This window comes from Streptomyces sp. NPDC017993 (assembly GCF_044328065.1).
Classification (GTDB): Bacteria; Actinomycetota; Actinomycetes; order Streptomycetales; family Streptomycetaceae; genus Streptomyces.
Genome location: NZ_JBIRGO010000032.1, coordinates 26,962 through 42,204 on the forward strand (window position 1 = coordinate 26,962; position 15,243 = coordinate 42,204).

At 72.9% G+C, this 15,243-nt stretch carries 10 protein-coding genes; 5 read left to right on the forward strand and 5 right to left on the reverse strand.

Translation table 11 applies throughout. From position 1 onward, the window contains the following. Window positions 1-259: 259 nt before the first annotated feature. The 4 genes from ACH4FH_RS35950 to ACH4FH_RS35965 form a co-directional block, all read right to left on the reverse strand. Window positions 260-1,141 carry a carbohydrate ABC transporter permease gene (locus ACH4FH_RS35950; protein ID WP_398560175.1) on the reverse strand — a complete coding sequence of 294 codons (882 nt, stop codon included), beginning with the start codon at window positions 1,139-1,141 and terminating at the stop codon, window positions 260-262. Continuing rightward, window positions 1,138-2,520, reverse strand: coding sequence for a carbohydrate ABC transporter permease (locus ACH4FH_RS35955; protein ID WP_398560176.1), 1,383 nt, complete (start codon window positions 2,518-2,520; stop codon window positions 1,138-1,140). Before ACH4FH_RS35955 ends, ACH4FH_RS35950 begins: the two co-directional genes overlap by 4 nt. Before the next feature lie 37 nt (window positions 2,521-2,557). After that, window positions 2,558-3,988 (reverse strand): ABC transporter substrate-binding protein, encoded by a 1,431-nt coding sequence (locus ACH4FH_RS35960; protein ID WP_398560177.1) that lies wholly within the window; start codon window positions 3,986-3,988, stop codon window positions 2,558-2,560. Window positions 3,989-4,287: 299 nt separating this feature from the next. Then, window positions 4,288-7,974, reverse strand: a complete 3,687-nt coding sequence (locus tag ACH4FH_RS35965; RefSeq protein WP_398560201.1) for an FHA domain-containing protein — start codon at window positions 7,972-7,974, stop codon at window positions 4,288-4,290. 479 nt (window positions 7,975-8,453) lie between these two features. Here ACH4FH_RS35965 and ACH4FH_RS35970 point away from each other — a divergent pair, with 479 nt between their 5' ends. The 4 genes from ACH4FH_RS35970 to ACH4FH_RS35985 all read left to right on the forward strand — a co-directional run bounded on the left by ACH4FH_RS35970 (window position 8,454) and on the right by ACH4FH_RS35985 (window position 13,913). Then, window positions 8,454-10,085 (forward strand): protein kinase, encoded by a 1,632-nt coding sequence (locus tag ACH4FH_RS35970; protein ID WP_398560178.1) that lies wholly within the window; start codon window positions 8,454-8,456, stop codon window positions 10,083-10,085. Window positions 10,086-10,279: 194 nt separating this feature from the next. Continuing rightward, the gene (locus ACH4FH_RS35975) at window positions 10,280-11,581 is read left to right on the forward strand and encodes a serine/threonine-protein kinase (protein WP_398560179.1); all 1,302 of its coding nucleotides are present in this window, start codon (window positions 10,280-10,282) and stop codon (window positions 11,579-11,581) included. Between the two features lie 109 nt (window positions 11,582-11,690). Beyond that, the gene (gene prfB, locus ACH4FH_RS35980; protein ID WP_398560180.1) at window positions 11,691-12,797 is read left to right on the forward strand and encodes a peptide chain release factor 2; all 1,107 of its coding nucleotides are present in this window, start codon (window positions 11,691-11,693) and stop codon (window positions 12,795-12,797) included. A gap of 324 nt (window positions 12,798-13,121) precedes the next feature. Next, entirely contained in the window at window positions 13,122-13,913 is a 792-nt protein-coding gene (locus tag ACH4FH_RS35985) for a hypothetical protein (protein ID WP_398560181.1), read from the forward strand. A gap of 192 nt (window positions 13,914-14,105) precedes the next feature. Here ACH4FH_RS35985 and ACH4FH_RS35990 read toward each other — a convergent pair whose 3' ends face one another. Next, window positions 14,106-14,300: a hypothetical protein gene (locus ACH4FH_RS35990; RefSeq protein WP_398560182.1), complete on the reverse strand. Its 195-nt coding sequence runs from the start codon at window positions 14,298-14,300 to the stop codon at window positions 14,106-14,108. 251 nt (window positions 14,301-14,551) lie between these two features. On the opposite strand from ACH4FH_RS35990, the gene ftsE reads away from it, so the two are divergent. Further along, window positions 14,552-15,241 carry a cell division ATP-binding protein FtsE gene (gene ftsE, locus ACH4FH_RS35995; protein WP_030069385.1) on the forward strand — a complete coding sequence of 230 codons (690 nt, stop codon included), beginning with the start codon at window positions 14,552-14,554 and terminating at the stop codon, window positions 15,239-15,241. The last annotated feature ends 2 nt before the right edge of the window (window positions 15,242-15,243 follow it).

The window sequence follows — 15,243 nt, forward strand, 5'->3', positions numbered from 1 at the left end:
GCCGCGGATGTGTCCGCCGGGTGCTGCTGCCGATACGGCCGGATGCCGTGGCGTGGCCGAGGCGCGCGGGGCAGGGCGGCGCCGGGGCGCCACCGCTCGGCACGGGCGGGGCGTACGCGCACGCGGCCGCCCCGACGCATGCCGCTCGCACCACGCGGTGCACGGCGTGACCGTCATCGGCCGTCATCGTAGGGGGACGGAAATGAACGGAAGATGGCGCGCGGACCGGCAGTGGTGGCGCGCTGCTTCACCGCACCTGCTACTTCACCGCGCCCGCCATCACACCCGAGACGAACTGGCGCTGGAAGGCGAAGAAGACGATCAACGGGACCACCATCGACACGAACGCGCCCGGCGCCAGGACGTCGATGTTGTTGCCGAACTGCCGCACCTCCTGCTGGAGGGCGACGGTGATCGGCGGGCTGCCGCTGTCCGCGAAGATCAGCGCGATCAGCATGTCGTTCCACACCCACAGGAACTGGAAGATCCCCAGCGACGCGATGGCGGGCCCGCCCAGCGGCATCACCACCCGGGTGAACAGCCGTAGTTCGCCCGCCCCGTCCAGCCGGGCCGCCTCCAGCAGCTCCCGGGGGATCTCCGCGAAGAAGTTGCGCAGCAGGAACACCGCGAACGGCAGGCCGAAGGCCGTGTGGAAGAGGATCACCCCGGCCGTCGTCTCGAAGAGCCCGACCGCGCCGAACAGCTCGGCCACGGGAATCAGCGCCACCTGGACCGGGACGACCAGCAGCCCGACGACGACCATGAACCAGATGTCGCGGCCGGGGAAGTCCAGCCACGCGAAGGCATAGCCGGCCAGCGACCCGATGACGACGACCAGCACCGTCGCCGGCACCGTGATCGCCGCGGTGGTCAGCAGCGAGCCCATGACCTTGTCGTTGGACAGCAGCTGGCTGTAGTTGTCCCAGGTGATCTGCGCCGGGGCCCGGAAGACCTGCCACCACCCGGACTCGGAGATCTGCTGCGGGCTGCGCAGCGACGAGATCAGCAGCCCGATGGTGGGCATCAGCCAGAACAGGCCGACGAGGACCAGGAAGATCCGCAGCGCCCCGCCGCCGGTCCGGGCCGCCAGCCGCGTGGCCATCGACCGCTTGGCCCGTACGGCACCGTCCACGGTGGTCATCGGCGACGCTCCTTCCGTATGCGCCGGAGATTGACGTACATCACCGGCAGCACGAGCAGCAGCAGGAATACGGCGATCGCGCTGCCCAGGCCCTCGTCGACGTCCGTGCCGAACGACGACTGGAACAGCTGGAGCGCGAGCACATTGGCGGACCTGACGCTGGAGCCCGGCGCGATGATGTAGACCAGGTCGAAGATCTTCAACACGTTGATCATGAGCGTGACCAGCACGACCACCAGGACCGGTGCCAGCAGCGGCACCGTCACGCGGCGGAAGACCTGCCATTCGCCCGCGCCGTCCACCCGCGCCGCCTCCAGCAGCTCCCGCGGCACCGCCGCCAGACCCGCCGCGATCAGCACCATCGCGAAGCCCGCCCACATCCACACGTAACTGCCGATGATGGCCGGGGTGACCAGCGCGGGGCCGAGCCAGTTGATGCCGCGGTATGCCTCGGCGAAGTTCGCGGCGGGCAGCCGGAGTTGGGCGCCGCCGGCCCGGTCGGCGGGCAGTGCGTACGTCCCGTCGGCCGCCGTCGTCGCCGAGGCGACCACCTTGCCGCCCCGGACCGCCTCGACCGTGATGCCGGCCAGCGCCTTCTCGCCCGGGTCGATGGCGTTGACGCGTCCGCCGCCCCCGCGGGTGAAGTCCAGCCAGACGGTGCCGGTGACCTTGCCGGGCCGGGCGGTGGCGGCAGCGGCGCGCTGGGCCCCGCGCACGTCGTCGGGCTGCACGGCGACCAGCGGCACATTCGCCGGGGACGTGGCGGCCACGGCCGACTTCGTCGTGAACGCGCCGCCCCCGGAAGGCCGCAGATCCGCGTTCGGCCGCGGCTTGGCGCCGGGGAACGGCGCCGGATCCGCGAAGGTGTCGTGCACGCCGACCCACACCGCGTTGGCGACCCCGCGCTCCGGATCCTGGTCGTAGACCAGCCGGAAGATGATCCCGGCCGCCAGCATCGAGATCGCCATCGGCATGAAGACGACCAGTTTGAAGGCGGTGCCCCAGCTGATCCGCTCGGTCAGCACCGCGAAGATCAGCCCCAGCGCCGTCGAGACGGTCGGCGCGACCACCACCCAGATGACGTTGTTCTGCAGCGCCGTGCGGATGCCGTCGTCCGAGAACATCTCGCCGTAGTTGTCCAGCCCCACGAAGCCGTCACCGGACGCGTCGAACAGGCTGCGCTGGACGGAGAAGACGATGGGATAGACCACCAGCGCGCCGAGCAGCAGCAGCGCGGGCAGCAGGAAGGCCGCCGCGATCCAGGGACGGGTGCCCGTCAGCCGTCGGCGTTTCCTGCCGGGGCGGCCCGGACGGCCGGTGGCCGGCGGGCCGCCCGGTATGCCGCAGACGGGTTCTGTGCTGGTGTGTACGTCGCTCATCGTGACGGTCCCCCGGTCCCGGTCGAGGCGGTCGGCGTCAGTGCCCGAACGACTTGGCGGCGTCCTTCTCCAGCTGTGCCTGGGTGCCCGCGATGTCCTTGGGGCTCTTGAGGAAGTCCTGGAGGTCCTTCCACTCGCCCTGCCCCGGCTTGCCGCCGAACCCGGCGGGCGCCTGGTCGGACATGTCGAAGCGGAAGTCGTCGCCCGCCGCGATCAGCGCCTTGGCGATCTCACGCATCACGTCGTTGGCGTACGCGGCCTGGTCCAACTCCTTGTTGGGCGAGATGAATCCGCCCGCCTGCGCCCAGATCTTGGCCGCGTCCGTCGACGCCAGGAACGTCAGCAGCGCCTGCGCCGCCTTGCCGTCCTTGAGGGCCACCGCCACATCACCGCCGGTCACCACGGGGGACTTGGCGCCCACCGCGGGGAACGGGAAGACCTTGGCGTCGGTGCCGATCGCGGCCTTGGTCTGGCTGATGTTGGCCGCGGCGAAGTCCGCCGAGGAGACCATCGCGGCCTTGGGGGTGTCACCGCCGCTGAAGGTCTGGGTCACCGATGTCGGGAAGTCCGTCTGCAGCGCGCCCGCGTTGCCGCCGGCCAGCAGGTCCTTGCGGCCGAAGAGTTGGCCGAGCGTGGTCAGCGCCTTCTTGACCGAGGCGTCGGTCCACTTGATCTTGTGCTGGGCCAGTTGGTCGTACTTCTCCGGGCCCGCCTGCGAGAGGTAGATGTTCTCGAACCAGTCGGTCAGCGTCCAGCCGTCCGAGCCGCCGACCGAGACCGGCTCGACGCCCGACTCGGAGAGCGTCTGCGCGGTCTTGAGGAAGTCCTGCCAGTTCTTCGGCTCCTGGGCGCCGGCGTTGTCGAACGCCTTGGCGTTGTACCAGACCAGCGACTTGTTGCTCGCCTTGAAGTACACGCCGTACTGCGTGCCCTTGTGGGCGCCGAGATCCTGCCAGCCCTTGGCGTAGTTCTTGGTGAGCTGCGCCTTGGCGGTCGCCCCGAGCGGCTTGAGCCAGCCCTTGGCGGCGAACTCGTTGAGGACGCCGACCTGTTGGAGCATCGCGATGTCCGGCTGACCACCACCGGCGATCTTGGACCCGACGAAGCCGGCCATGTCGTCACCGCTGGGCACGAAGTCGACGCTCGCGCCGGTGCGCTTTTCGAACTCGTCGAGCACCTTCACGAAGTTCTCCCGCTCGGCGCCCGTCCAGACCGCGGTGACCTGGAGCTTCTGGCCGCTGAGCTTGGGGAGCGACACGGTGGGGGCGGTGCTGCCGCCCTTGCCGCCCTCGCTCTCCTCCTTGGCGCCGCCGCCACCGCCGCAGGCGGACAGCGCGAGAGCGAGCGCCGCGGTGACCGCGAGTGCGGAGGTGGCGCGCGTCCGTCCCGTCGACGCCGGGCCTCGTGTGCCGCCGCCCCTTAGCGCCTGCGTGCCGCGTGCGGCCGTGCGGTCGAGTCGTGTGCGCATCCCCGTCAGCCCCTTTTCGCCGCGCCTGCCGTGCCGGTGCGGAGGGACGCCGTGTCACGTCGTGCCGCGGCGTCCCTGCCCGTGCCGTTCGCGTCGTGCTGTTCGCGTCGTGCCCTGAGTGGTGCCGTGGTGCCGTGCTGTGCAGCTGTGGTGTGCGACAGTCCTACGCCCTGATCACCCGGGCCGCAATACCGTCTCCCGCGCCAACTGGCCTTTTGTGATCGGGCTGTTACGGGTGGTGGGGGCGGCGGGACGGATGGTGCGCAGCGTCCCTCGGAGGCCCGCGGCCCGCCCCCGGCTCAGACCAGGGGCGGGGCGGACGGCGCTCCCGAGGACTGCGCGGCGCGCTGCAACGCGCTGGCCAGCAGCGCCAGATCGGTCGGGCCGTTGCCCAGCTCGCGCAGCGGGCGCCGGGCCGGGGGATCGCCCATCCGCTGCCACTCCAGGGGCACGACCGTCGGCCGCAGGGTCGAGGTCCTGGGTATCCGCCCGGTGACCCGGCCCGCCTGGAACGGCGTGGAGGATCCGTCCTCGGCGCGATGCAGCCGCCCGCGGCCGGGCGGGACCGGGTCGGACGGATCGCCCGACGCGCCCAGCCGCACCCGCAGACCGGCGCGGGCACAGGTCGCGGTGTCGGCCGTACGGTCCGGATGGCCGGTCGTCGCGATCAGATGCACGCCGAGCGCGGCACCCTCCCGGGCGACCGCCTCCAGGGCCCGCACCACCGAACCGGCGGCCGGCCGGCCCGTGCTGCCCAGCGCCGGGGACACCAGCTCGTCGAAGTCGTCGACCAGCACGAACAGCCGCGACATCGGCGCCGCCGCCGCGCCGTCCGCCACCGGCGCACCGCTGCGCGCCCGCAGCCGCAGCGTCCCCGTCGTGGACGGGTCCGGCTCTCCGGCGGCGCTGCCGGTCGTGCCCTCGGTCGTACGGCGCGGGGCGATGATCCGGGGCGCCGGCAGATGCTTGGCGCGCCACTCCGCGAACGGCGTCCCGGCCAGTATCTCCGCGCGCCGCTTCAGCTCCGAGGACAGCGCCTGCGCGAACTCGCGCATCCGGACCGGGTCCGAGGCGGCGAGATACGTCGTGACATGCGGCAGTTCCGTACACACCCGCAGCCCCTCGCCGCGCTCGCTGCTGCCGTCCACCAGCACCATCGACAGCAGATCCGGGCGGTCCGCTGCGGCGAGCGAGGCGGCCAGTGACCGCAGCAGCTCGGTCTTGCCGGTGGCCGCCGTGCCCTCCACGAGCAGATGGGAGCCGTCGGAGGCGAGGTCGGCGGAGAGCGGGCCGTGCGGGCCGGCGCCGAGGACCGCGGCGGCACCCGGCCGGTCGGTGTCCGTCGCGGCGGCCCAGCGGGCCATCAGCGACGCGGGGGTCGCGCGGGCCAGCCCCAACTCGTCCAGCAGCCGGGACGAGTCGGGCAGCGGGACGGCCGCGCGGTGCACCGTGCGCCCGCCGACGGTGGCCGTCGCGTCGGCCTCGCGCAGCGGCGCCAGCGCGCGGGCGAACCGCTCCGCCCAGGCGCCGGAGACCGCGTCCACCGTCGCGACCGTGCCGTTCGGCCCGGAGCCCGGCTGGACGACGCGCAGCGCCGTGGCGACATCGCCGCTGAGCACCGCCACCGCCCCGCACTCGCCGAACGCGGGCGACGCCACACGGGCCGCCTCGTACGTCGCGGCCAGCGGGAAGGCGGGGGACGCGGCGGGGGTCTCCGCCAGGCAGATGAGGTGGATACCGGCGGCGGGACCGCCCGCCGCGAGCCGGGCCGCCGTCTCGCGCAGCGCCGACGAGCCGAGGTCGCCGTCGACGATCACGACGGTGTAGGGGCCGTGGTGGCCCGCGGCGGCGGAGGCGACATCGGCGCGGTCGGCGCTGGCCCAGCCGGGCCCCAGAGGACCGTCGTCCAGCCGGCGCACCAGCTCGGTCGTACGGGCCGTGGCCTGCTCCTTGTCGTAGGCCAGCAGCAGGCGGCAGTCCTGGCCGTGTGCCGGGCGGACCTGGGGGAGCCAGCCCAGCCAGGACCAGTCCGCCACCCGCTCCTCGCTGCTGCGCGAGCGGTCCGTGCTCAGCAGCACGATCTCCAGGGTGCCGGGGGAGTGCAGGGCGGAGAGCTGGGCGACCGCGGAGCGGGTCAGCCCCGCCAGCCGCCCGCGCGGCCCGGCGAGGCCGAGGGCGCCCGCCCGCCGCAGATCGACGGTGACCGGCACGGCGGCCCGGCCGCCGCTGCCGCTGGCCGTACCCAGCCGGACGGTCAGTACGTCGGGGTGATCGGGGCCGCGCTCCCAGAGCCGCGGTCCGGGGCCGAGCGCCGTGAGCAGTATCGCGGCGGCATCCGGCCATCGCTCATGGGCGGCGGGGCCCGCCGTGGTGGAGAGGTCCGAGGCGGCAGCCGGGGGCGACGCGGCGGCGTGCTCCGCGACCGGGTCCACGGTCCGCTCAGGGGCGCCTGCCGGCCGGTCCACCGCGGACCTGCCGCCGGCCAGCCGCCGCGCCCAGGCACCGATGCCGCCGCGCCGCGCGCCCCTCGGGGGCTCGGCCTCGGCCGGGGCCAGCGCCTGCTGCCCGCCGTGCGTCCGTTCCTGCGCGCCCGCGGGCAGGCCCTCGGCCCGCTCCCGGACCCCGGAGCCGAGGCCGTCGGTGGGAGTGCCGCGCAGGGGCGTGCCGCGGCGGGTACCGGGTCCGGTGCCTGGCGGGTAGGTGTCGTCATACGCCGGGTACCCGTCGCGGCCGCCGGGGCCGTGTCCGGGCACCTGCCGGTCGGGCGCCGGGTGGCCGGCACGGCGGTGGTCGTGCCCCGGCTGGTCGTCTTCACGGTCGTCGTACCCGGGCTCGCGGCGCTGGGCGGGACGGCCGGTGGAGGGGCTGTCCAGGAAGGCCGCTCCGGGGCCGGGGGAGGCGGGCGGCCGCTGGGCGTCGTCCCACGCGGTGGCGGCGCGCGGCGGCGCGTCCTGCCGGGCCGGTCCGCCCGATGACGGGGCCGGTGCGCCCGGTGCCTGGGCCGGGAGCGGCGCGGAGTCCGCGTGCCGGCCACCGCCGGTGCCGCCCGGCTGCGTGCCGTAGGCGTCGTAGGTGCCGGGCCGGGAGTCCGGGCCGGTGGCGTCGCCGGGGTGGTGGGCCGGGTGCGCCGGGACGTCCGCGCCGGGCTCCGGCCACCGTACCGACGCGCCAAACCCTCCCTCGGTCTGCGAGACCTGCGGCCCCGCAGCGCCCGGCGGGCCGCCCCGGCCGCTGTCCCCGCGCACCGCGCCGGAGTCACCGCGCCCGGCGTCGCCCGCCGCCTGCGGGGTGATGCGCAGATGCCCCTCGCCGTCGGGTGTGGCGGCCAGGGCCGGGTCAGGGGCGCCGGGGGAAGCCTGCAGGCGCAGCGCGGATTCGCCGATGCGCAGCAGGGTGCCGGGACGCAGCGGGGCGGGCTGTTCGTCGAGGTCGGCGCCGTCGACGGCGGTGCCGTTGGTGGAGCGCAGGTCGGCGACATACACGGAGCCGTCCGGTTCGACGGTCACCGCGCAGTGCAGCCGGGAGACGTCCGGGTCGTCGAGGGGGACGTCCGCGTCGGCGGAACGGCCGATGCGGATCTGGCCGCCGTGCAGCAGATGGACGCCGCCGGCGTCGGGCCCGGAGACGACGCGCAGCCGGGCCTGGCCGTGCGGCAGGCCGTGCGCAGGCGCGGGGCCGGGGCCCTGGAGGGAGAGCACCGCGCCGTCGATCAAGGGGGGCTCGCCGATCGCGGCGCGCTGGAGATCGAGCCGCTCGGTCCCGGCGTACAGCACGACCGGGCCGCTGCCGGGGCTGCCCGAGCCGCCGGAGCTCCCGGTCCCGGAGCTGCCGGCGCCGCCGACGTCCGCGCCGGAGCCGGCCACCGACGCCGCGAGGGAGCCGGCCACCGAGGCCAGTGGAGTCCCGGCGGGGGCCGTCACGAGCACGTCGCAGGCCCGGGTGGTGTGGCCGCTGCGCGGCCCGAGGACGGTCAGCCGGATCTGCATCGCCGTCAACGGTCCCTTCTGCCGGGAAATCCGGCAGGGGCCGCGCTCACTCCCCCACCGCACCCGAGCACGTCGGCACGTACAAGTCCCAAGTGCACGTCGCGACAAAGACCGCGCGCCCCACCGCATGCGTGCTGGGTGCATCCTCGCACCTGCCACTGACAACACGCCCGTCGACCGCCAACGAGTGATCTTGTTTGGTCTTCTAAGGGCGAAAAAGTGCCTGCTTGCGCGCGGTGAACGGCCGGTTTTCGATCGCCATGATCAGCTTCGGAAGGGGCCGGACCCGCCGGGGCGGTCGTCCGCACATCCGCCGGCGGCCGGCGGCAACCATTCGCCGCTTCGGCACGTCTTCCCCACAAGCCCCGTCGCCGTCGCGAGCCCAGGAGCTTGTACGACGGCATTACAGTGGGCGGACGGGCCGCGAGCTGACCCTGCGGGCCAGGCAGAGGAACCACCACGACCAGGGAGCGCATGACGTGCGGCCGGTAGGCAGCAAGTACCTGCTTGAGGAACCGCTGGGACGCGGTGCCACGGGCACCGTCTGGCGTGCCCGTCAGCGGGAGACGGCGGGCGCCGAGGCCGCCGTGGCCGGCGAGCCCGGCGAGACCGTGGCGATCAAGGTCCTCAAGGAAGAGCTGGCGAACGACGCGGACGTGGTGATGCGCTTCCTGCGGGAGCGCTCCGTCCTGTTGCGGCTCACCCACCCCAACATCGTCAGGACCCGTGACCTCGTCGTCGAGGGCGATCTGCTCGCCCTGGTGATGGACCTGGTCGACGGTCCGGACCTGCATCGCTATCTGCGCGACAACGGCCCCTTCAGCCCGGTGGCGGCCTCCCTGCTGACCGCGCAGATCGCCGACGCGCTGGCGGCCAGCCACGCCGACGGCGTGGTGCACCGCGACCTCAAGCCCGCCAACGTCCTGCTCGCCGGGTCGAACGGCAGCGGCGAGATGCACCCGATGCTGACCGACTTCGGCATCGCGCGCCTCGCCGACTCCCCGGGCCTGACCCGCACCCACGAATTCGTCGGCACCCCCGCCTACGTGGCGCCGGAGTCCGCCGAGGGCCGCCCGCAGACCTCAGCGGTCGACATCTACGGCGCCGGCATCCTGCTGTACGAGCTGGTCACCGGCCGGCCGCCGTTCGCCGGCGCGACCGCCCTCGAAGTGCTGCACCGGCACCTGAGCGAGGAGCCGCGCCGCCCCAGCACCATCCCCGAGCCGCTGTGGACGGTCATAGAGCGCTGCCTGCGCAAGCGCCCCGAGGAGCGGCCCAGCGCCGAGAACCTCGCCCGCGGGCTGCGCACCGTCGCGGCCGGCGTCGGAGTGCACTCCTCCCCGGCTCAGGCCGAGGCGGCGCTGGGTGTCGCGGCGCTGCTCGCACCCGACCCCGCGCCGGCGATGGTGCCCGGGACGGACGGGGGCCCGGCCGGCGGCGACGCCGACTCCACCCAGGTGCTGCCCTCCCACGCCGGCTCCTACGACCCGGGCGCGGCGACCAGCGTGATGCCGTCCACCGGCGGCCCGGGCTACGGCCAGGGCGACCCGACCCGCGCCATGCCGCCGGTGCCGCCGATGCCGCAGGGCATGCCCGGCGGCGGACCGCAGGAGCCCGACGGGCCGCACCCCTGGGAGTCCCAGATGCGGGCCGCCCGGGACCGCAGCGAGCAGACCCAGGTGCAGTACCTCGACCCGAGCGAGGACCCGCTGCGCCGCCGCCCTCAGCGCCGGCCCGCGCCGCAGCAGCCTCCGCAGGGGCAGCCGCAGTACGGCGGGCCCGCGCCGTACGCCCAGCAGCCGCAGCGGCCCCAGGCACCGCAGCGCCGCCAGGAGCCCCCGCCGCAGCGCTACGAACCGCAGCGCCCGCCCGCCCCGGAGCCCCGTCCCCGGCGCGAGCCGCGTCAACGCAGCGCCAACCCGATGAAGATTCCTGGCCTCGGTTGTCTCAAGGGCTGTCTGTTCACCCTGCTCATACTGTTCGTGGCGAGCTGGCTGATCTGGGAACTGACCCCTCTTCAGGAGTGGATCGGCACGACGAAGAGCTACTTCGACCAGATCGGGGACGCTTTCCGCACCGTGCAGGACTTCGTGGAGAGCCTCTCCAAGTAGTGCCTCACCACCGGGGCGGCAGGGGCCGCCCCGGTGCGTGACCTCGTGGATTTGTCGACTTCCGGCGGGCGATTTCACTAACAGAAGTGAAGGTTGCCGCCGTCCGGGGCACTGAACCCGTCGGTACCCGCGTAGCTTTGACGCCAACTTCAGCCCCCGCAGGACGCTCGGGGGCCCGACACGTCGGAGCAGTCTTGGCACGGAAGATCGGCAGCCGGTACACCGCTCACCAGATCCTGGGGCGCGGCAGTGCCGGCACGGTATGGCTGGGCGAGGGTCCCGAAGGGGCCGTGGCCATCAAGCTGTTGCGTGAGGATCTCGCCTCCGACCAGGAGCTCGTCGGCCGCTTCGTGCAGGAGCGTACGGCGCTGCTGAGCCTGGACCACCCCCGCGTCGTCGGCGTGCGCGACCTCGTCGTCGACGGCAACGACCTGGCGCTGGTGATGGACCTCGTACGGGGCACCGACCTGCGCACCCGCCTGGAGCGCGAGCGCCGGATGGCCCCCGAGGCCGCCGTCGCCATCGCCGCCGACGTCGCCGACGGGCTGGCCGCCGCGCACGCCGCACGGATCGTGCACCGCGACGTCAAGCCCGAGAACGTCCTGCTGGACATGCAGGGCGAGCTGGGCCCCGGTGGGGCGCACCCCGCGCTGCTCACCGACTTCGGCATCGCCCGGCTCGTCGACTCGCCGCGCAGAACCCTGCCCCAGCCGCCGGCCGGGGGTTCCGCTGTCCCGCTTCGCTCGACGAAGGTCATCGGCACCCCCGACTACCTCGCGCCGGAGATCATCGAGGGCCTGCCCCCGCGCGCGTCCGTCGACGTCTACGCGCTGGCGACCGTCCTGTACGAGCTGCTCGCCGGCTTCACCCCCTTCGGCGGCGGGCACCCCGGGGCCGTGCTGCGCCGCCATGTCACCGAGAGTGTCGCGCCGCTGCCCGGAATCCCCGACGAGCTGTGGCAGCTGCTGCTCCAGTGCCTGGCGAAGGCTCCCGCGTCCCGGCTGCGCGCCCCGGAGCTGGCCGCCCGGCTGCGGGACATGCTTCCCGACCTCGCCGGTATCCCGCCGCTGGACATCGACGAGCCGGACGGCGAGCACCCGGAGGACGAGCGGTCGGGCCAGGACGGCGCGGCACCGCGGGACGAGGCGCTCTACCCGCCGGTGGCACCCGAGGCGGGCCCGACCCGTGGCGCGGTTCCGCTCGTCCAGGGCGCGGTGCCGGACTCCAACCGGGAGACCCACACGAGCATGCGGGTTCCCGGCCCGGACGAGCTGGCGGGCGGCGCCCACGGCACCGCCCGCACCCCTCGGGCCGCCGGGGAGCGCCGGGCGGGTTCGGCCCGGCACCGGGCGGTGCGCCGCCGGCGGATCAAGCTCGGCGCGGCCGCCGCCGCGGTGGTCGTGGCCGCCGGCCTCGGCGGCTGGCTGGCCTCCGGCGACGACGAGCCGGGCGATGCCGGGCCCGGCGTCCAGAGGTCGGAGCCCGACGCCCCGTGACCGCGCCTGCCGGGCAGCCGGCCGCCCGGCAGCGGCCCGGCAGCGGCCCGGCAGGGCCGTCCCGACGGGGCCGGGGCACGCCGACGGCGTCAGCCGTTAGGCTGGGTGCGTGGCAGTCGTTGATGTATCCGAAGAGCTGAAGTCCCTCTCCTCGACCATGGGGTCGATCGAGGCCGTCCTGGACCTCGACAAGATGAGGGCCGATATCGCCGTGCTCGAGGAGCAGGCCGCGGCACCGTCCCTGTGGGACGACCCGGAGAGCGCGCAGAAGATCACCAGCCGCCTGTCCTACCTGCAGGGCCAGCTGCGCCGGGCCGAGGAGCTGCGCGGGCGGGTCGATGACCTCGAGCTGCTCTTCGAGATGGCCGAGGACGAGGGCGACGAGGATGCCCGCGCCGAGGCCGAGGCGGAGCTGACGGCCGTGCGCAAGGCGGTGGACGAGCTGGAGGTCCGCACCCTCCTCTCGGGCGAGTACGACGCCCGTGAGGCGCTGGTCAACATCCGCGCCGAGGCCGGCGGTGTGGACGCCGCCGACTTCGCCGAGAAGCTGCAGCGGATGTACCTGCGCTGGGCCGAGCGGCACGGCTACAAGACCGAGCTGTACGAGACCTCGTACGCGGAAGAGGCCGGCATCAAGTCGACCACCTTCGCCGTGCAGGTCCCCTATGCCTACGGCACGCTCTCGGTCGAGCAGGGCACCCACCGACTGGTGCGTATCTCGCCGTTCGACAACCAGGGCCGCCGCCAGACGTCCTTCGCGGGCGTCGAGGTGCTGCCGGTCGTCGAGAAGACCGACCACATCGAGATCGACGAGTCCGAGCTGCGGGTGGACGTCTACCGCTCCTCCGGCCCCGGCGGCCAGGGCGTCAACACCACGGACTCCGCGGTCCGTCTGACGCACCTTCCGACCGGCATCGTCGTCTCCTGTCAGAACGAGCGCTCGCAGATCCAGAACAAGGCGTCCGCGATGAACGTCCTCCAGGCCAAGCTCCTTGAGCGCCGCCGCCAGGAGGAGCAGGCCAAGATGGACGCACTCAAGGGCGACGGCGGCAACTCCTGGGGCAACCAGATGCGTTCGTACGTCCTGCACCCCTACCAGATGGTCAAGGACCTGCGGACCGAGTTCGAGGTCGGCAACCCCTCCGGTGTGCTGGACGGCGACATCGACGGCTTCCTGGAGGCCGGGATCCGCTGGCGCAAGCAGCAGGAGAAGTAGGCGCTTTTCGGCGTATACGCCTCATCAAACAACTGCCTCTCCTCGGAGGGCAGTTGTTTTTTGATGTGGCGGTTTGGTCACAGTCGTACGTCCATGCACCGCCCAACTTCTGGCAATTCGGTCATCGAGACTTTATTCGACCTTGACGATGTTGGGAGAACTGGGAAGGGTGGGCGCGGCATGCGTATGTCTGGGGCGCGTGTATGAACGGGGAGATGAGTGGCCTGCCCGCAGTGTGGGGCCGTGACTCGCGTACCCCCTATCGGCCGTGGCCCCGTACAGAGATGCTCCATTGACGAGTTCAGCTACTGGGGGTAGCAGCACATGACGAAGAAGACGCGGCTGCGCGTAGCGCGCATCGCAGCCGGCGCGGTGATCGCGGCCGGTGCGTCGCTGACCGCGGCCGGCGCCGCCTCGGCGGCAGGTACCGAAGGCCCCGACAATGGTGGCGACACGGGCATCATTGGCGGCATCATCGGCGGCATCATCGGCGGTGGCGACTCTGGTGGCGACTCCGGTGGCGACACCGGCGGCGAGACCGGCGGTGACGGCGGCATCGGTGGCGAGATCGGCGGTGACGACAGCACCGGTGGCGAGATCGGCGGTGACGACAGCACCGGCGGTGAGATCGGCGGTGACGACAGCACCGGTGGCGAGATCGGCGGTGACGACAGCACCGGTGGCGAGATCGGCGGTGACGACACGACCGGCGGTGAGACCGGCGGCGACGACACCACTGGTGGCGAGACCGGCGGCGACGACACGACCGGCGGTGAGACCGGCGGCGACGACACCACCGGCGGCGAGACCGGCAGCAACGGCAGCACCGGCAGCGCGACCGGCGGCGACGAGGCCACCGGTGGCGACAGCACCGGCACCGGCACCGACAACGAGGGCACCAAGCCCGTCGAGCAGCCGGGCGAGGGCAAGGAGCAGATCGCTGACACGCCCGGTCAGCCCAAGCAGGAGGCCAAGGGCGGCGAGCTGGCCGAAACCGGCTCCTCCGGCACGACCTTCCTGCTGATCGGCGCGGCGACGATGATCGCCGGCGGTGTCGGCTTCCGCCTGATGCCCCGCTTCATCAACAAGAGCGGCGGCGGCGCGGCCGCGGCCTGACGCTGACGCAGTACACGACGAGGGCCCGGAGCGCAGCCAGCGCTCCGGGCCCTCCGGTGTTCTTCCGGCCAAACGCGTGCCGACGGGGTATACACCCGGCGCACGCAAAGTGCGCGTCCGCTTGCGCCAGGTGAGGTAACGGGGTGTCGCCCCCTATACGGCGGCGCTCACGCGTGGCTGCCGCTCCCGGCCTCAGACGGTCTGGTGCAGGAGCAGCCCGACCGCGATCAACACGATCAGCAGTGCCACCAGTGTCACGGGGCTGAGCTGGGCGAACATGCCGCCCTGCTGGTGCTGAAGTCGTTCCCTGCTGGCCCGGCAGACCGGGCAGCGGCCCTCACTCACAGGGGCCGCGCAGTTGGCGCACACCAATCGGTCGTACGTCATGCGACCTCCTTCTCCACTGCGCCAACGCACCGGAAGGCACATTGGTTCCCCCTACCACTGTGCCAGGTCCGTGACGGAACGGCGCGCCCCGCGGGATTGTGCTCCTTTTGTCCCGTAGGTGCCGTGAATAAACGCACCAACCCCCGACGGCGACTGCGCCGCCGTATGAGGTTCGCGTATGGTCACGCACACCGACGGGAGCCGCAACCCGGCATACCGTGCCCTCTATCCAGGTCGACCGTGGTGCATCAGTGATCCGATTCGACAACGTCTCCAAGACCTACCCGAAGCAGAACCGCCCTGCGCTCAGGGACGTCTCGCTCGAGATCGAGCGCGGCGAGTTCGTCTTCCTGGTGGGCTCCTCGGGCTCCGGTAAGTCCACCTTCCTGCGCCTGCTCCTTCGCGAGGAGCGCGCCAGCCATGGTGCCGTGCACGTACTGGGGAAGGACCTCGCGAAGCTGTCCAACTGGAAGGTGCCGCAGATGCGGCGCCAGGTGGGCACCGTCTTCCAGGACTTCCGCCTGCTCCCCAACAAGACGGTGGGGCAGAACGTCGCCTTCGCGCTGGAGGTCATCGGCAAGCCGCGTGGCCAGATCCGCAAGACGGTGCCCGAGGTCCTCGAACTCGTCGGCCTCGGCGGCAAAGAGGACCGTATGCCGGGTGAACTCTCCGGCGGTGAGCAGCAGCGCGTCGCCATCGCGCGGGCCTTCGTCAACCGCCCGATGCTGCTCATCGCGGACGAGCCCACCGGAAACCTCGACCCGCAGACCTCCGTCGGCATCATGAAGCTGCTGGACCGGATCAACAGGACCGGTACGACGGTGGTCATGGCCACCCACGACCAGCAGATCGTCGACCAGATGCGCAAGCGGGTCATGGAACTAGAGAAGGGCCGGCTCGTACGCGACCAGTCGCGCGGCGTGTACGGCTACCAGCACTGAAA